14 protein-coding genes and 1 pseudogene are annotated in these 16,660 nt (G+C 72.3%); 5 read left to right on the forward strand and 10 right to left on the reverse strand.

Features of this window, described 5'->3' with window-relative positions; genetic code table 11:
* Positions 1–2 precede the first annotated feature (2 nt).
* Positions 3–1,568, forward strand: coding sequence for a serine/threonine-protein kinase (locus I8N67_RS07100; RefSeq protein ID WP_200301729.1), 1,566 nt, complete (start codon positions 3–5; stop codon positions 1,566–1,568).
* Between the two features lie 23 nt (positions 1,569–1,591).
* Here the strand turns inward: I8N67_RS07100 and I8N67_RS07105 are convergent, their stop codons facing one another.
* From I8N67_RS07105 to I8N67_RS07135, 7 genes are all read right to left on the reverse strand, one after another.
* Complete coding sequence (locus I8N67_RS07105; protein WP_200301730.1) at positions 1,592–2,260, reverse strand: potassium-transporting ATPase subunit C; 669 nt, start codon at positions 2,258–2,260, stop codon at positions 1,592–1,594.
* Between the two features lie 34 nt (positions 2,261–2,294).
* Positions 2,295–4,424: a potassium-transporting ATPase subunit KdpB gene (gene kdpB / locus I8N67_RS07110; RefSeq protein WP_200301731.1), complete on the reverse strand. Its 2,130-nt coding sequence runs from the start codon at positions 4,422–4,424 to the stop codon at positions 2,295–2,297.
* Positions 4,421–6,085: a potassium-transporting ATPase subunit KdpA gene (gene kdpA, locus I8N67_RS07115; protein ID WP_200301732.1), complete on the reverse strand. Its 1,665-nt coding sequence runs from the start codon at positions 6,083–6,085 to the stop codon at positions 4,421–4,423. Before kdpA ends, kdpB begins: the two co-directional genes overlap by 4 nt.
* A 7-nt stretch (positions 6,086–6,092) precedes the next feature.
* Positions 6,093–6,182 carry a K(+)-transporting ATPase subunit F gene (kdpF, locus tag I8N67_RS07120; protein WP_189422075.1) on the reverse strand — a complete coding sequence of 30 codons (90 nt, stop codon included), beginning with the start codon at positions 6,180–6,182 and terminating at the stop codon, positions 6,093–6,095.
* Positions 6,179–6,367, reverse strand: coding sequence for a hypothetical protein (locus tag I8N67_RS07125; protein ID WP_200301851.1), 189 nt, complete (start codon positions 6,365–6,367; stop codon positions 6,179–6,181). The genes kdpF and I8N67_RS07125 overlap by 4 nt, the downstream gene beginning before the upstream one ends.
* Before the next feature lie 893 nt (positions 6,368–7,260).
* Entirely contained in the window at positions 7,261–7,584 is a 324-nt protein-coding gene (locus I8N67_RS07130) for a hypothetical protein (RefSeq protein ID WP_200301733.1), read from the reverse strand.
* Between the two features lie 19 nt (positions 7,585–7,603).
* On the reverse strand, positions 7,604–8,425 hold the full coding sequence (locus tag I8N67_RS07135; RefSeq protein ID WP_200301734.1) for a VOC family protein: 822 nt from the start codon (positions 8,423–8,425) through the stop codon (positions 7,604–7,606).
* A gap of 146 nt (positions 8,426–8,571) precedes the next feature.
* Here I8N67_RS07135 and I8N67_RS07140 point away from each other — a divergent pair, with 146 nt between their 5' ends.
* Entirely contained in the window at positions 8,572–9,441 is an 870-nt protein-coding gene (locus I8N67_RS07140; protein ID WP_307835170.1) for a PaaX family transcriptional regulator, read from the forward strand.
* An 85-nt stretch (positions 9,442–9,526) separates the two neighbouring features.
* Here I8N67_RS07140 and I8N67_RS42370 read toward each other — a convergent pair whose 3' ends face one another.
* The 3 genes from I8N67_RS42370 to I8N67_RS07155 all read right to left on the reverse strand — a co-directional run bounded on the left by I8N67_RS42370 (position 9,527) and on the right by I8N67_RS07155 (position 12,916).
* On the reverse strand, positions 9,527–9,703 hold the full coding sequence (locus tag I8N67_RS42370) for a hypothetical protein (RefSeq protein WP_234045253.1): 177 nt from the start codon (positions 9,701–9,703) through the stop codon (positions 9,527–9,529).
* A gap of 216 nt (positions 9,704–9,919) precedes the next feature.
* Positions 9,920–12,115: a SpoIIE family protein phosphatase gene (locus tag I8N67_RS07150; RefSeq protein WP_200301735.1), complete on the reverse strand. Its 2,196-nt coding sequence runs from the start codon at positions 12,113–12,115 to the stop codon at positions 9,920–9,922.
* Positions 12,116–12,229: 114 nt separating this feature from the next.
* Positions 12,230–12,916: a TetR/AcrR family transcriptional regulator gene (locus tag I8N67_RS07155; protein ID WP_200301736.1), complete on the reverse strand. Its 687-nt coding sequence runs from the start codon at positions 12,914–12,916 to the stop codon at positions 12,230–12,232.
* 64 nt (positions 12,917–12,980) lie between these two features.
* Between I8N67_RS07155 and I8N67_RS07160 the strand changes: the two genes are divergently transcribed.
* The 3 genes and pseudogenes from I8N67_RS07160 (at position 12,981) to I8N67_RS07170 (ending at position 16,659) form a co-directional block, all read left to right on the forward strand.
* Entirely contained in the window at positions 12,981–13,949 is a 969-nt protein-coding gene (locus tag I8N67_RS07160; protein WP_200301737.1) for an alpha/beta fold hydrolase, read from the forward strand.
* Between the two features lie 69 nt (positions 13,950–14,018).
* A pseudogene (locus tag I8N67_RS07165) lies at positions 14,019–14,378 on the forward strand (MerR family transcriptional regulator); the annotation flags it as partial.
* 148 nt (positions 14,379–14,526) lie between these two features.
* Positions 14,527–16,659: an ATP-binding protein gene (locus I8N67_RS07170; protein ID WP_200301739.1), complete on the forward strand. Its 2,133-nt coding sequence runs from the start codon at positions 14,527–14,529 to the stop codon at positions 16,657–16,659.
* Position 16,660: the final 1 nt, after the last annotated feature.

Below are 16,660 nucleotides of genomic sequence, written 5' to 3' on the forward strand. Positions count from 1 at the left end.
ACGTGAGAGAGCTCGTGATATCCGGAGATGGCGATCACCAGGCGGCGACACACGCGGGACGCGGCTCGGAACGGCTGATCGCCGGTCGGTATCTGCTCCACGGCGTGCTCGGCAGGGGCGGCATGGGCACCGTCTGGCGTGCCCGGGACCAGCTGCTGGACCGTCCGGTCGCCGTCAAGGAACTGCACATCCTGCCCCACGGCGACGAGGAGCAGCGCATCCGTGTGCGCCGCGCCATCCGTGAGGCGCGCGCGGTCGCCCGGGTGCCGCACCCGCACGCGGTCGGCATCCACGACCTGGTCGAGGCCGAGGACCGGCTGTGGATCGTCATGGAACTCGTCGAGGGCCCCTCGCTGGCGCACCGGATCGCCGAGACCGGGCCGCTCGCACCGCGGCACGCGGCCACCTTCGGTCTGCAACTGCTCGACGCGCTGGAGGCCGTGCACGCCGCCGGCACCCTGCATCGCGACGTCAAGCCCGCCAACGTCCTGCTGCGCCCGGGCGGCGACGCCGTCCTCACCGACTTCGGCATCGCGGCCCTGGACGACGGCGAGTTCCTGACGACCACCGGTGAACTGGTCGGTTCGCTGGAGTTCATGGCGCCGGAGCGGGTGATGGGAGCGGAGGTCGGTCCGGCCTCCGACCTGTGGTCGCTGGGCGCGACCCTCGCCACGGTCTGCGGCGGGCAGTCCCCGTTCCGCAGACCGGCGCGGCCCGCGACGCTGCACGCGGTGGCGTACGAGGCCCCCGTCCTGCCGGACCGGCTCGGCCCGCTGCGTCCGGTGGTCGAGGCGCTGCTGCGCAAGTCCCCGGACGAGCGCCCCTCGGCGGCCGGTACGCGTGCCGCGCTGCGGCGGGTCGCGGCGGGAGAGGCGGACGCCGGGCCGCTGCCGTCGGCGACCGAGCGCGTGCTGCGGCCGTCGGCGCCGGTGGCCGACGCGGACACGGTGACCAGCGGCCCGGGGCGGCTCGTCCCGGCCGGTGGGACCGTGCCGACGGCGTCGCACACCACGTCACTCAGGCCGTGCCCCGGGCAGCCGTCCCGTCCGGCGGGTCCGCGGCGAGTGCTGTGGGCACTGGCCGGTACGGCCGTCCTCGCGGCGGGCGTCGTGGGCGGCCTCTTCCTCGGCGGGGTACTGCCGCTCAAGGCGGACCCGAAGACGACGACCGCCGGCCGGACCGTCGAGTCGGCGACCGGTTGGCAGCCGGTGAGCGGAGTCTCCGTCCAGCAGGGAGACAAGGTCACCGTGCGGTTCCTCTCGGGCGAGTGGACCGCCGACCACCGGAACATGCCCATGACCGGGCCGGCCGGTTACGACGCCGACACCGACCGGTTGCTGGACGGGGCGAAGGACTGCAAGGTCAAGCCCGCGGCCCCGTTCGGCACCCTGCTGGCGCACCTCGTGGGCGAGCGGGACTTCCCCGTCCACTCCGTCGGCCGGAAGCTCACCTTCCGGGCTGCCGGGGACGGCACCCTGCACCTGGGCATGAACGACGCCGCCGGCTCCTGTTCCGAGGACAACAAGGGCACGATGACCGTGCGGGTGAGCGTCACGCATCAGCCTTGATCACCGCTCCCTCCCAAAAGCCGTCAGCTCCCGGCCACGAGTTCCCTGAGCGCGATGTTGAGCTCCAGGACGTTCACCCGGGGCTCTCCGATGAAACCGAGGGTGCGGCCCTCGGTGTGGTCCTTGACCAGCTTCTCCACCCGGGTCGCCGAGAGGCCGTTCCTCTCGGCGACCCGGTGGACCTGGATCTCCGCGTACTGCGGGGAGATGTCCGGGTCCAGGCCGGAGCCGGAGGATGTCACCGCGTCGGCGGGCACCTCGGACGCCCTGACCGTGTAGCCGGTCACCGAGTTGTCCTTGACGACGGCGGCCTTGGCGTCCTTCACCCACCGGATCAGCTCGGCGTTGTCACCGGAGCGGTTGGTCGCGCCGGAGAGGATCAGCTTGTACCGGGTGTTGACGCTGTTGGTGCCGAGGCCGTTGCGCGGTCGGCCCTGGAACCACTTCAGGTCGGGCTCGGGGGTCTCCTGGCCCTTCTTCAGCGGCAGGTCGTACGACTGCCCGATCAGCGACGAGCCGACGACCTCGCCGTCCGCCTCGATCTCCGAGCCGTTCGCCTTGCCGCTGAACAGGGCCTGGGCGACGCCGGTGACGGCGAGCGGGTAGAGGACGCCGGTCACCAGGGTCAGTACGAGCAGTGCGCGCAGGGCCGCCCCCAGCAACCGGGCCGTGTTCGATACCGAGTTGTTCATGGTCGATCAACACGCTTTCGTAGGGCTACCAGGGCTACAGCCCGGGGGCGAGGGCGATGAACAGGTCGATGAGCTTGATGCCGATGAACGGGGCGATCAGTCCGCCGAGGCCGTAGATCCCGAGGTTGCGCCGGAGCAGCCGGTCCGCGCTCACCGGCCGGTACCGCACGCCCCGCAGCGCGAGCGGCACCAGCGCGATGATGATCAGCGCGTTGAAGACGACGGCGGAGAGGATGGCGGAGTCCGGCGAGGACAGCCGCATGATGTTCAGCCTGTCCAGGCCCGGATGGACCGCCGCGAACAGCGCCGGGATGATCGCGAAGTACTTGGCCACGTCGTTGGCGATGGAGAACGTCGTCAACGCGCCCCGGGTGATCAGGAGTTGCTTGCCGATCTCGACGATCTCGATGAGCTTGGTGGGGTCGGAGTCGAGATCCACCATGTTCCCGGCCTCCTTGGCGGCCGAGGTGCCGGTGTTCATGGCGACGCCGACGTCCGCCTGGGCGAGCGCGGGCGCGTCGTTCGTGCCGTCGCCGGTCATCGCGACGAGCTTGCCGCCGGCCTGCTCCCGCTTGATGAGAGCCATCTTGTCCTCGGGGGTGGCCTCGGCGAGGAAGTCGTCGACGCCCGCCTCCTCGGCGATCGCCCTGGCGGTCAGCGGGTTGTCGCCCGTGATCATGACGGTTCTGATGCCCATGCGCCGCAGTTCCTCGAACCGCTCCCGCATGCCGTCCTTGACGACGTCCTTGAGGTGGATGACGCCCAGTACGCGGGCCCCGTCCACGTCGTCGACCGCCACCAGCAGCGGCGTACCGCCCGCCTCGGAGATCCGGTTCGCGAGTGCCTCGGCGTCCTCGGCGACGGTGCCGCCCTGCTCCCGCACCCAGGCGACGACCGAACCGGCCGCGCCCTTACGGATCCTGCGCCCGTCGACGTCCACGCCCGACATCCGGGTCTGCGCGGTGAACTCGATCCACCCGGCACCCGTCAGCTCCCCCTGGTGCCGCTCCCGCAGCCCGTACCTCTCCTTGGCGAGTACGACGACGGAGCGGCCCTCTGGGGTCTCGTCGGCCAGCGAGGAGAGCTGGGCGGCGTCCGCGACCTCGGCCTCGGTCGTACCGCCCACCGACAGGAACTCCGACGCCCGGCGGTTGCCGAGGGTGATCGTGCCCGTCTTGTCCAGCAGGAGGGTCGACACGTCACCGGCGGCCTCCACGGCCCGCCCGGACATGGCGAGGACGTTCCGCTGGACCAGGCGGTCCATGCCCGCGATGCCGATGGCCGACAGCAGGGCCCCGATGGTGGTCGGGATCAGACAGACCAGGAGGGCGACCAGGACGACCAGGGTCAGATGGGTGCCCGCGTAGTCCGCGAACGGCGGCAGGGTCGCCACCGCGAGCAGGAACACGATGGTCAGCGACGCGAGCAGGATGTTGAGCGCGATCTCGTTCGGTGTCTTCTGCCGGGCCGCGCCCTCGACCAGGTTGATCATCCGGTCGATGAAGGTCTCTCCCGGCTTCGTCGTGATCTTGATGACGACGCGGTCGGAGAGGACCTTCGTGCCCCCGGTGACGGCGGACCGGTCGCCGCCGGACTCGCGGATGACGGGCGCCGACTCACCGGTGATCGCCGACTCGTCGACGGACGCGACGCCCTCGACGACGTCACCGTCGCCGGGGATGATGTCGCCGGCCTCACAGACGACGAGGTCGCCGACGCGCAGCTCGGTGCCGGGGACGCGTTCCTCGGCGGAGCCGTCGAGGCGCCGCGCCACGGTGTCGGTCTTGGCCCTGCGCAGGGTGTCGGCCTGCGCCTTGCCGCGCCCTTCGGCGACCGCCTCCGCCAGGTTGGCGAAGATCACGGTCAGCCAGAGCCAGGCACTGATCGTCCACCCGAACGGGTCGCCCGGGTCCCGGAAGGAGAAGAGCGTCGTCAGGACGGACCCGACGAGCACGACGAACATGACCGGTGACTTGATCATCACCCGTGGGTCGAGCTTGCGGAACGCGTCCGGCAGGGACTTCACGAGCTGTTTGGCGTCGAACAGGCCCGCGCCGACACGGCCTTCGGCGGGTTTCTGACCGGTGGGCGGGTCGCTGTGCGGCGCCCGGGCCGGGGTGGCTGCGGACATCGAGTCCTCTTGCTTCGTCACGTCGGTTGTCATGCCGCCAGCCCCTCGGCGAGCGGGCCCAGCGCCAGCGCCGGGAAGTAGGTGAGGCCGGTGATGATCAGGATCGCGCCCACCAGCAACCCGGTGAACAGCGGCTTCTCGGTCCGCAGCGTGCCCGCTGTGACCGGCACCGGGCGCTGCTCCGCGAGCGACCCGGCGAGGGCCAGCACGAAGATCATCGGCAGGAACCGTCCGAGCAGCATCGCGATGCCGAGCGTGCTGTTGAACCACGGTGTGTCGGCGTTCAGCCCGGCGAAGGCCGAGCCGTTGTTGTTGGACGCGGACGTGTAGGCGTACAGGATCTCGGAGAATCCGTGGGCCCCGGAGTTCGTCATCGAGTGGCCGGGGGTGTGCAGGGCCATGGCGGTGGCGGTGAGGACGAGGACCAGCGCCGGGGTGATGAGGAGGTAGCAGGCGGCGAGCTTGATCTCACGGATGCCGATCTTCTTGCCCAGGTACTCGGGCGTCCGGCCGACCATCAGTCCGGCGATGAACACCGCGATGACCGCCATGATCAGCATGCCGTAGAGGCCGGAACCGGTGCCGCCGGGCGCGATCTCGCCGAGCATCATGCCGAGCATGGTGATGCCGCCGCCGAGACCGGTGTAGGAGGAGTGGAAGGAGTCGACCGCGCCGGTCGAGGTGAGGGTGGTCGACACCGCGAAGATCGACGAGGCGCCGACGCCGAAGCGGACCTCCTTGCCCTCCGTCGCCCCGCCCGCGATCTCGAAAGCCGGGCCGTGGTGCGCGAACTCGGTCCACATCATCAGCGCCACGAACCCGACCCAGATGGTGGCCATGGTGGCGAGGATCGCGTAGCCCTGCCGCACGTTGCCGACCATGACCCCGAAGGTCCGCGTCAGCGAGAACGGGATCACCAGGAGCAGAAAGATCTCGAAGAGGTTGGTGAACGGGGTCGGGTTCTCGAACGGGTGCGCGGAGTTGGCGTTGAAAACGCCGCCGCCGTTGGTGCCGATCTCCTTGATGGCCTCCGTCGAGGCGACGGCGCCGCCGTTCCACTGCTGCGAGCCGCCCATGAACTGGCCGACCTCGTGGATCCCGGAGAAGTTCTGGATCGCGCCGCACGCGAGGAGCACGACGGCCGCGATCACCGACAGCGGCAGCAGGACGCGGGTGACACCGCGGACCATGTCGGCCCAGAAGTTGCCCAGTTCACCGGTCCGCGAGCGGGCGAAGCCCCGTACGAGGGCGACGGCCACCGCCATGCCGACGGCCGCGGAGACGAAGTTCTGCACGGCCAGACCGGCGACCTGCACCACATGCCCCATGGTCTGTTCGCCGTAGTACGACTGCCAGTTGGTGTTCGTCACGAACGACGCGGCCGTGTTGAACGCCTGGTCCGGGTCGACGGAGGCGAAGCCCAGCGAGCCGGGCAGGACGCCCTGCAGCCGCTGGAGCAGATACAGGAACAGCACCCCGACGACCGAGAAGGCGAGCACTCCGCGCAGATACGCGGGCCAGCGCATCCCGGCGTCCGGGTTGGCGCCGATGCCCTTGTAGAGCCACTTCTCCACCCGCCAGTGCCGGTCGGTGGAGTAGACCCCGGCCATGTGGTCGCCGAGGGGGCGGTAGGCGAGCGCCAGCGCCGCGATGAGCGCGAGCAGCTGGAGCACGCCCGCGAGTACGGGTCCCATCCGGCTCTCAGAACCTCTCCGGGAAGATCAGGGCGAGGACGAGACAGCCCAGCAGGGCCACGGCCACGACAAGGCCGACGACATTCTCGGCGGTCACAGCCGCGTCACCCCCTTGGCGACGAGAGCCACCACCGCGAACACCGCGATCGTGACGACGACGAAGGCCACATCGGCCATCGTGAGCTCCTGGATGAGATTCGAAAGACGTACGGATGAATCGAGGAAAGCGCCTTTCCCGCCGGATGCGAGCGGCGTTGACGGCTCCCTTACGGCGAGCGACACACCCTTGACGCACCTTTGACGCGGGGTCCCTGCCGGGGGCTCGACGGACCTCAGCGCTCGGCCACGACGGGCGGCCCCGCCTCGTGGGGTACGACGGACGGCCCCCGCCTCGTGGGGTACGACGGGCGGCCCCGCCTCGTGGGGTACGACGGACGGCCCCCGCCTCGTGGGGTACGACGGACGGCCCCCGCCTCGTGGGGTACGACGGACGATCACCGCCTCGTGGCGGTACGGCGGACGATCACCGCCTCGTGGCGGTACGGCGGACGATCACCGCGTACGTGGCCCGGCAGGAGGCATCGGCAGACGCGATCACCGCGCCGCGCCGCGCGGCTCCGGCGACAGGCACTTTCCGCGGTCGGCCGAGCGCGGCACGGTGACACGCCTGCCGGGACCGGCACCGGCCCTCGCGGGCGCCGGCGGTCGGCGGTCGGCGTGGCCCGCCACCCGACCGGAGCGCCGAACGGGCCACACCGGCTCGACAGCCGCCGCTACCCCAAGGGGGTCGGCGCCGGCGTGGCCCGCCACCCGACCGGAGTGCCGGGAGGCGCCGGCGGCGCACGGCCTTGTTGTGGGCGGTGGTGCTCGTCTGCGGCGTTCAGCTCGACGTCGGTCGGCGGTCAGCTCGACGTCGGTCGGCGGTCAGCTCGACGTCGGTCGGCGGTCGGCGGTCGGCGGTCGGCGGTCGGCGGTCGGCGGGTGCCCGTTACGTCCGCCGGCTCGGTGGCGCGTTCGCCGTGCTGCCGCTCGGGAGTGCCGACGAGATCGGTCCGTCCGCGTGGAGCGCAGCACGAGCACGGTGGTGGTGTTGACGGCGTTGAGGTCCTGGGTGTCGGCGCCGGGTGACCAGCGGGGTCAGCCGGGCCTCCGCGCACCGGGGGCAGGGCCGCCGATCACCACGACACGTCCGGGTCGGCGGCCGGCCGGGCGGCCGCCTCTGCGGAGCCCGCCGCAGTGCCGTGGTCGTCGGCGGTGCGCAGCAACACGAGGTCGACGGTGCGGCGGAGTCGTGGTTGTGCTACTCGGCGAGGCGGGCGCCGCGCGCTCCTGGGGCGCGTGGAGGGGGCGTCCGGGCTGCCGAGCAGCACGATCACGCGCCCGGAACGGGGGGCGGACCCGGTGTTCGGGGACGCATCGGGGCTGCCCCACCGCCACCACGCGCCCGCCCCGGCCGTGGCGGTGGCGGTGACACCGAGCGCGGCCCCCGCGACGAGCACGCGCCGCCGGGCAGACGGGTCAGCTCTGGGCCGGGGTGAGGAGTACGAAGTCCGCGTTCGACGGGTCGAGGCAGACGGCCAGCCGGCCCACACCTTCCGCGTCCTCCGGCCCCATCTGCACGCTGCCGCCGTTCTCGGTGACCTTGGCGACCGCGGCGTCGCAGTCGGTGACGGCGAAGACCGGGTGCCAGTAGGGCCGCCCGTTCGCCAGGGCGAGGTCCTGCTCGCGGAGCTCCATGAGCCCGCCCTGCATACGCTCCTCGCCGAGTCCGGCGGGCGTGATGAGGCTGTACGCGCCCCCGCCGCCCGGCAGCGCCATGTCGGCGAACTGCCAGCCGAAGACACCGCCGTAGAACTTCTTCGCGGCCGCGGCGTCGGTCGTGTACAGCTCGGTCCAGGACAGCGAGCCCGGCGCGTCCGCCACCTCGAAGCCCTTGTTCTTCCCCGGCTGCCAGGCGGCGAACTGGCCGCCGAGCGGGTCGCTGTACTGCGCCATCCGCCCCCAGTCGCCCAGATCCCTCGGCGCCACCCGCACAGTGCCGCCCGCGCTCTCCACGGCCCGGGTCGTGGCGTCCGCGTCGGTGACGCTGTAGTAGATCATCCAGGCCGAACGCGCACCCTCCTCGGTGAGCCGGCCGAGCCCGGCGACGATCTTGCCGTCCTTCCGGAACGCCCCGCCCTCACCTTCTTGGTCGCCTTCCGCGCCCTCCCCCTCGCCCTCGCCCATGGCCTCGTACTCCCAGCCGAGCACCGCGCCGTAGAAGGACGCCGCGGCACCGACGTCGGGGGCGCCCAGGTCGAGCCAGCAGGGGGAGCCGGGGGTGAGATCAGTGGTGATCACAGGGATTCCCTTTCGCAGGTTCCGGGCTTTCAGCGTGACATCGGACGCCGACGGGCGCGCGTCGGCGCGTGCGACGAGGGAGCGGGGACGAGGGCGGCGACCACCCCCTACCTGCGCCCTTGGGCTCTCGCCGTACTCTTGCCCCTGTGGCGGACCACGACATCCTGGACACCCCGGACAACGACGCTTCGGACGGCCCGCAGCCGCGCCCGCAGTCGCTCATGCTCGCGTTCTTCGGCAATCACGTGCTGGAGGAGGACGACCGTGACGTGTGTGTCTACTCGGGCAGCATCATCGACGTACTCGGCCGCGTCGGGGTCGGCGAACAGGCCGTGCGCTCCACGCTGACCCGCATGGTCAACCGGGGCCTGCTGCGGCGCCGGCGCGAGGGCCGCCGGATGTACTTCGGTCTCACCCCGCAGGCGACGCGCGTCCTGTGGGACGGCCGCACCCGCATCTGGAAACAGGGCGCCGTGAACGACGACTGGGACGGCACCTGGACCCTCCTCGGCTTCTCCCTCCCCGACTCCTGGAAGCGGCAGCGTCACGATCTGCGCTCCCGGCTCAACTGGTCGGGCTTCGGCGCCCTGTACAGCGGACTGTGGATCGCCCCCGGAAACGTCGACATCACCGGCGTCGTCGCGGAACTAGGGCTCACCGACCACGTCAAGGTCTTCCACGCCCAGGCCGACGTGGCCACCGACATCGAGCTGATGATCCGCGACACCTGGGACCTGGAGAGCATCGCCGCCCGCTACGTCACCTTCGACAAGCGCTGGACCGCCCAGCTGGGCGCCGGCTCCGGGGACGACCCCATCGGCACCCGGCTGCGGCTGGTCAGCGAATGGCTCTGGACCATCCGCACCGACCCCCGGCTCCCCGCCCGCCACCTTCCCCCGGCCTGGCCGGCCCGCGCCGCCGAGGAGACCTTCCGGCAGGTCGCCGAAGAGACCGCAGCCCCCGCACGGGACCTGGCCCGCCGGCTCCTGGACACCGTTCCGGGACAACCGGCCTAGTCTCGGGGCCCGTTGAGCGGGGAGCCCGTCGAGGGCACCGGCACCATGGCGTCGACGAAGAAGCTCGCCCGACTCACCTACCCAGCTACCAGGTACTCCGTCCAGGGGTGCAGGCGCCGGCCCCGTCAGGAGACGGCGGCGGGGCCCGCCCCAGCGGCCCGTTCAGCCCCGGCGCCGCCAGGGACTCGGCCGTCGCCGTGATCTGTTCCGGTGAGGCGGGCCAGGGCCTGCCGAGCCGGCGGGCGAGGGGCACGTCCAGCATTCCGGAGACGGGAGGGACGAAACCCCGCCGTCCTCGCCCACTCCGGCCTGGAGGCCCACTCCACCGCCTACGGGTGGTCCGCCGCCTTCTTCGTCGCGGGCCTGGCCATCAGCTTCCTGCTCTACCGACGCGGGGCTCCCGTCCACAGCCCGGACGCGGCAACCGTGGTGCACAGGTGAGGTGAGGGCTGCAGAAGGACGGTGGCCCCGGGAGCGCTCAGCTCTCCAAGTGGGCGGCGGAGTCGTTCAGTTCGGCCCAGACCGTCTTGCCCTGCCGGGCCCGGCGGGTTCCCCAGTGCTCGGCGAGCTGGGCGACGAGGAGGAGCCCGCGGCCGCCCTCGTCGAAGACCCGGGCCCGGCGCAGATGCGGGGTGGTGGCGCTGGTGTCGGACACCTCGCACATGAGGGCGCGGTCGTGGATGAGGCGCAACCGGATGGGCGGCCGGCCGTAGCGGATGGCGTTGGTGACCAGTTCGCTGACGACCAGCTCGGCGGTGAACTCCAGCTCCTCCAGGTCCCATTCGCCCAGCTGCCGCGACACGTTCGCCCTCGCCCGGGCGACGGCCGCGGGTTCGGCCGCCAGGTCCCAGGTCACGACCTGGCCCGCGCCGAGGGCCCGCGTCCGGGCCAGGAGCAGCGCGACGTCGTCGGGCGGTCTGGCGGGCAGCAGCGCTTCGAGTACGGCGTCGCAGGTGGCCTCCAGGGAGGGGGCGGGCCGGGCGAGCACGTCGCGGAGTCTGCCGAGGCCCGCCCCGATGTCGTGGTCCCGCGCCTCGATCAGGCCGTCGGTGTAGAGCGCGAGCAGGCTCCCCTCGGGCAGCTCGAACTCCGCCGCCTCGAACGGCAGCCCGCCCAGGCCGAGCGGCGGACCCGGCGGCAGATCGAGAATCTCGATGGCTCCGTCCCGCGCCACCAGGGCAGGCGGCACATGCCCCGCCCGAGCCAGCGTGCAACGACGCGAGACGGGGTCGTACACGGCATAGAGACAGGTGGCGCCCAGGTCTCCGGCGCTCGCGGCGGCATCGGCGGCATCGCCCGCTTCAGGCAGGTCGGGCAGGTCGGGCACGTCAGACACTTCGGCTTCCGGCAGCTCAGGCGCCTCCCACGACTCCACCGACTCGGCGGCCAGGCGGATCACGACGTCGTCCAGGTGCGTGAGGAGCTCGTCCGGCGGCAGGTCGATGTCGGCGAGGGTGCGTACGGCGGTTCGCAGGCGGCCCATCGTGGCGGCGGCGTGGATGCCGTGTCCGACGACGTCGCCGACGACGAGGGCGACCCGGGCTCCGGAGAGCGGAATGACGTCGTACCAGTCACCGCCCACCCCGCCGTGGGCGTCGGCCGGCAGATAGCGGAAGGCGACGTCGACGGCGGACTGGCGCGGCGTACGGCGCGGGAGCAGGCTGCGTTGCAGGGTGAGGGCGGTGGCGCGGGCGTGGGTGTAGCGGCGGGCGTTGTCGACGGCCACCGCCGCCCGCGCCGCGATCTCCTGGGCGAGGAGCAGATCCTCGTCGTCGAACGCGTCCGGATCACGGTGCCGGCTGAACTGCGCGACGCCCAGCGTGGCGCCCCGGGCCCGCAGCGGCACCACCAGCGCGGAGTGGACCGGGTTGGCGTCGGCGGGGCGGTGCCGGCACGGCTGCCCCGTGGCGAGGGCGCGGGCCGGCGGTGATCCGGCCGGAAAGGTGTGCGGCTGCCGCGCTGCGGACGTGGCGGCCGGGTCGGGTTCGACGACCGACCGCTGGGCGGCCCGGCGCAGTACGAGCGGTACGGGCGGGTCGTCCGGCGGGGGGTCGTGACCGGCGAGCGCGGAGTCCAGCAGATCGACGGTGGCGAGGTCGGCGAAGTGCTCGGTGGCGAAGTCGGCCAGCTCCTGGGTGGTGCGGGCCACGTCCAGGGTGGTGCCGATGCGCATGCTCGCCTCGTTCACCATCGACAGCCGCCACCGCAGCCGGCGGTCCCGTTCCTCCTCGTACGCCACGGCTCCCTGCTCGAAGCTGCGCTCCACGTACCCGGTCGCCGCCGCGATCAGGCCGCGCGCGGCCTCGCTGATCAGCTCCGCGTCGTCGGTGCACCGGGGCATCTCTTCGAGCAGCCGGTCGAGGATGACGCTCTCGCCGAGCCGGAAGGCCCGCAGCACCGAGCTGACGGGGATGCCGTGCCGGGCCAGTCGGCGGGCGCCCGCCAGTTCGGAGGCCGGAATCTCCATGCCGTCCGGATCGACACCGTGTTCGAGGCCGGACAGTACGGTGATCACGTGCTCGGTGACGTGCTCCGTGGCCATGGCGTCCGGGTGCTCCCACAGCTCCGGCATCTCGCGCCGCAGGCTCCGCACCACCTCGGCGACCAGCTCGTCCGCTCTCGAAGCGAGCTCACGCGCGACGCGGGACACAAGACCGTCAGCGGTGGGGTCCACAGTCACGACGGTACGCCGAACAGCCGCGCACGCCCCACCGCGCGGCCCGCGACGCGGCCTCCATGGACCACCCCCCGCAGCCCCCGCAGCCCTCGCCGCTTCCCGCCGCCCCCGTCAGGTCCGGAAGACGCGGTTCAGGCAGTGGTCCAGCGCCGCCACGGCGGACTCCTGGCTGCGCTGGCCGACCAGAACGCTCGTACCGAGCCCCGCCGACATGGCGAGCAGGCCGATCGCGTCCAGCCGGGGATCCGCGCCCGGCCGCAGCAGATCCGCGTCCCGCGCCTGCCGGAGAAGTCCGGCCAGGGCCTCCTCGGCGGCGTCGGGCCGCTTGATGAAGGGCTGGGCCGCGAGCGAGGGATCGGTCACGGCGAGGACGGCGTACGAGGTGTAGAGGTGGTGGAAGGTGCGGCTCTCGTCATCGGTCGGCAGGGCCGCCAGAAGCAGCGCCTCGACCGTCGCACGCGGACCGGTGCGGCCGCCGGTGCCACCGCCCGGGCCACCGCCGCTGCCGCCGCCGGGGCCGCCGCCGGGGCCGGGGTCGGGGCCGCTGCCACTGGCGTCCCCGGCCGCCCGCAGGCGCTCGGAGACCCGCTCCCCGAACCTCTCGGTCAGCTGCTCCAGCACGAAGAGCAGCAGCTTCTCCTTGGTCTCGAAGTAGTACTGCACGAGCCGCAGCGAAACGCCCGCCTCCGCCGCCACCTCGCGCATCCCCACCGCATGCAGCCCCCGCCGCCCGGCGACCCTGACGAGCGCCTCGGCGATCTCGGTACGCCGTTGTGTGTGATCCACCCGTCGGGGCATCGGCCCGTTCTCCGCTCTCGTAGTCCGTGACGCCGATTTTTGATGGTACAGCCGTACCAACATCATGGTACGTTCGTATCACGAAAACGAGAGCCCGGAGGTGTTCGTGTCCACGACCGTTACCCGCACCCCTGCCGATGTAGGCCGCTATGCGAGCGATGCCTTGCGCGACGATCACTTCGCGGCCTGTGACGCGGTCTACGCGCTGGGCGCGACCGCCCTGGCGGAACAGGACGTGGACACCTCGTTCGGGACCACGCATGTCTACCGCTACGGCCCGGCCTCCCCTGCGGCCCGGTCCCGGACCCCCATCGTGCTGGTCCACGGAGCGGGCTCCTGTTCCGCCATGTGGTACCCGAACACCCCCGACCTCAGCGCCGAACGGCCCGTCTACGCCCTCGACACCCCCGGCGACCCCGGGCGCAGCGTCCACCGCGCCCCGCTCCACCGGCCCGAGGACGCCGCCCGATGGCTGGAGGAGACACTCGACGGGCTCGGGCTCGACCGTGTCCATCTCGTCGGCGCCTCCTACGGCGGCTGGCTCGCCCTGAACCAGGCGCACCGCGCCCCCGGCCGCCTCGCCTCGGTCACCCTGCTCGACCCCGGCGGACTGGAGAAGGTGGGGCTGCGCTTCTTCGTGTGGATCTTCGCGAGCCTCTTCGCGACCTACGCCCCCAAGTCGATGCGCCCGCGGCTGGCCGCCTGGCTGGAACAGCCGGTCCTCGTCGTGCCGGAGCTGCGCACGATGATCAGAACGGCCGTCCGCGCGTATCGCGTCCGCCGCCCGGCCCCGCTGCCCCTGACCGACGACGAGCTGTCCACCCTGCGCACCCCGCTCTACCTGGCGCTCGGCAAGCGCAGCCTCCTCGTGCACGCCCAGCGGCAGTTGGAGCGTGTGCCGCGTCTGGTACCGGGCGCCCGGGCCGAGATCTTCACCTCCACGGGCCACGCCCCGTGGATGGACCACGCCCGTGAGATGAACCGCCGGATGCTGGACTTCATGACCACCGCCGAGTCGGACGCCGCCAGTTGATCGTGCCCTCACACGCGGCCATGCGAAAATCATCGGCCTTCACATCGGTCCGAAGGTCGAGGAGTGGCCATGCTGATCGGGGAGTTGAGCCGGCGGACCTCGGTCGCCGCGCATCTGCTGCGGTACTACGAGGCACAGGGGCTGCTGCGGCCCGCTCGCAGCGCCGGCGGCTACCACGAGTACACCGACGACGCCGTCCTCACGGTGACGCAGATAAGAAAGCTGCTCGAAGCCGGGCTCTCCACACAGGAGATCGCCTTCACCCTGCCGTGTGCGACCGGCACGGCCCCCGAGTTGGAGGGCTGCCCCGAACTGCTGGACGTCCTGCGGGCCCGGCTGGGCGAGCTGGACGAACGCATCGACACGCTGACGCACTCCCGCCGGGCCCTCCACGACTACATCGACGCCACCGAGCGCCGGGCGGATCGCGATCCGGCCTGCCCGGACTCGTCGCGGGCCATCTCCCCTACCGCGGAAGGCGGTTGCGCCGTCGGGGCGGGCAGAAATGACGCGGGACGAGGTGAACCCACGCGCGTAACCGGACCATCTGGAGGGGCACAGCCCAACGGAGGTTCGGATGAGTGTTCGTAGCGAACGGCGTGAGCGGCATGAACGGCGTGAAGTGATCGAGGACGGACAGCGCGAAGGCGGCTGGGGCGGCGGCCGGGGACCGGTGATCGGACAGGTCCTGGCCGTCGGCCGGGATCAGGCGTTCGTGGGCCGGCAGGAGGAACTCGCCCTGTTCCGGGCGGCGTTGGCCCGGGACCCGGTGGGCGGGGTCGTGCACTGTCTGCACGGTCCTGGCGGCATCGGCAAGTCCATGCTGCTGCGCCGCTTCGCACACGAGGCCCGTACGGGCGGCCGTACGGTCGTCGAGGTGGACGGCCGGACGATCACGCCGACGCCGGAGGAGTTCGCGCGGTCGGCGGGCCGGGCCGCGGACGAGCCGGGGACCGTGCTGCTCGTGGACACCTTCGAGCACTGTCAGGGGCTGGAGGGCTGGCTGCGGGAGCGGTTCCTGCCCGCCCTGCCGGTCGGTGGCATCGTTGTCATAGCGGGCCGGACCGCCCCCGACCCCCTGTGGCCCGCCGACCCGGGCTGGGCCGATCTGCTGCGGGTCACCGCGCTGCGCAATCTGGACCCCCACGACGCCGCCGCGTTCCTGCGGGCCCGCAGCGTGCCCGGCAGCGCCCACAAGGCCCTGCTGTCCTTCACCGGAGGCAACCCGCTGGCCCTCGCCCTCGCCGCCGCCGTGGCGGTACGGGACGAGGCGGCCGCCCCGGGCTGGAAGCCCAGCCAGGACGTCATCGCGACCCTGCTGCCGCAGCTCGTCGGGGACACCCCGAGCCCCCTGCACCGCCGGGCCCTGGAGATCTGCGCCCACGCGAACGTCACCTCGGAGTCGCTGCTGCGCGCCATGCAGGGCGACGACGCCCCCGAACTGTTCTCCTGGCTGCGCCGCCAGCCCTTCATCGAGTCGACCGCCGCCGGGCTCTTCCCGCACGACGCGGTCCGTGCGGCGCTGGAGGCGGACCTCCGCTGGCGGGACCCGGAAGGGTTCGCCGCCATGCACCAGGAGATGCGCGACCATCTGCTCGAACGGGTCTCCTCGGCGCCGGAACAGGCCATGCTCCAGGCCACCGCGGAACTCACCAGTCTCTACCGGACCGACGGACGCATGGCCCACTTCTTCGACTGGCGCGAGGCGGGCCTGGTACGGGAGCAGCCGTACGTGACGGCCGAACGGGAGCGGGTGCTGGAGCTGATCCGGGAGGCCGAGGGTGACCGGTCGGCGGAGATCGCCGCGTTCTGGCTCGACCGGCAGCCCGAGGCGTTCTCGCTGCACCGCTCCACCCGGACCGGCGAGGTCGTCGCCTGCGCCGCGTGGCTCCGGCTGACCGGGCCGGAGGGCACCGACGTCGATCCCGTCGTCGCCACGGCCTGGGAGCACGCCCGCTCGCACGGACCGCTGCGGCGCGAGGAGTACCTGGGGCCGGCCCGTTTCGCCGTACATCCCGAGGCGTACCAGCGCCCTTCGGCACCGATGACGATCATGCAGTGGCGGGCCGTCGGGGAGTGGATCCGCGACCCGCTGCTGGCCTGGTCCTACCTGGTGATGCGCGACGACGGCTTCTGGGACGACCACCTGCGGCACAACGGGATGCCGGCCATCGGGGCCGGCCCGCGGGTCGGTGACCACGCCTACGCGCTGTTCGGCCGCGACTGGCGGGTGGGACCGGCCGACCAGTGGCTGCAGGCCAAGAGCACCGCGCTGCTCACCGGCGCCTGCGACCCCGACACACCGCGGCCGGGCCGCACCGACCTGTCCACCCTGGCCGTGCTGTCCCGCCCCGAGTTCGACACCGCGGTCCGCGAGGCGCTGCGCGCGGTACGGCGCCCCGACCGACTCGCGCGGAACCCGCTGAGCCGCAGCCGGCTGGTCGTCGAGAGCGGCCAGGGGCTGGCCGACGTGCTCGAAGGGGCCGCCCGCGCGCTCCTCGACGAGCGCGGCGGCGACAAGCGGCACCGCGCCGTCGTCGTCTCCTACTTCAAGGGCGCCCCCACCCAGGAGGCCACCGCCCAACGCCTCGGCCTCCCCTTCAGCACCTACCGCCGCCACCTCACCACCGGCATCGAGCGCATGTGCGAGCTGCTGTGGCAGCGGGAGCTGAAGGGTACGGTCGCAGGCGGCGCCGAACCGCCGGGTTGAC

Origin of the sequence: Streptomyces adelaidensis (genome assembly GCF_016598475.1) — a bacterium.
In the GTDB taxonomy this organism is placed as follows: Bacteria; Actinomycetota; Actinomycetes; order Streptomycetales; family Streptomycetaceae; genus Streptomyces; species Streptomyces adelaidensis.

Excerpts from the sequence above, each read along its gene's own strand:
- kdpB (WP_200301731.1), bottom strand. The coding sequence starts at position 4,424 with ATGACAACCGACGTGACGAAGCAAGAGGACTCGATGTCCGCAGCCACC.
- I8N67_RS07105 (WP_200301730.1), bottom strand. The coding sequence starts at position 2,260 with ATGAACAACTCGGTATCGAACACGGCCCGGTTGCTGGGGGCGGCCCTG.
- kdpA (WP_200301732.1), bottom strand. The coding sequence starts at position 6,085 with ATGGGACCCGTACTCGCGGGCGTGCTCCAGCTGCTCGCGCTCATCGCG.
- I8N67_RS07160 (WP_200301737.1), top strand. The coding sequence starts at position 12,981 with ATGGTACGTTCGTATCACGAAAACGAGAGCCCGGAGGTGTTCGTGTCC.
- I8N67_RS42370 (WP_234045253.1), bottom strand. The coding sequence starts at position 9,703 with ATGCTGGACGTGCCCCTCGCCCGCCGGCTCGGCAGGCCCTGGCCCGCC.
- I8N67_RS07155 (WP_200301736.1), bottom strand. The coding sequence starts at position 12,916 with ATGCCCCGACGGGTGGATCACACACAACGGCGTACCGAGATCGCCGAG.
- I8N67_RS07170 (WP_200301739.1), top strand. The coding sequence starts at position 14,527 with ATGAGTGTTCGTAGCGAACGGCGTGAGCGGCATGAACGGCGTGAAGTG.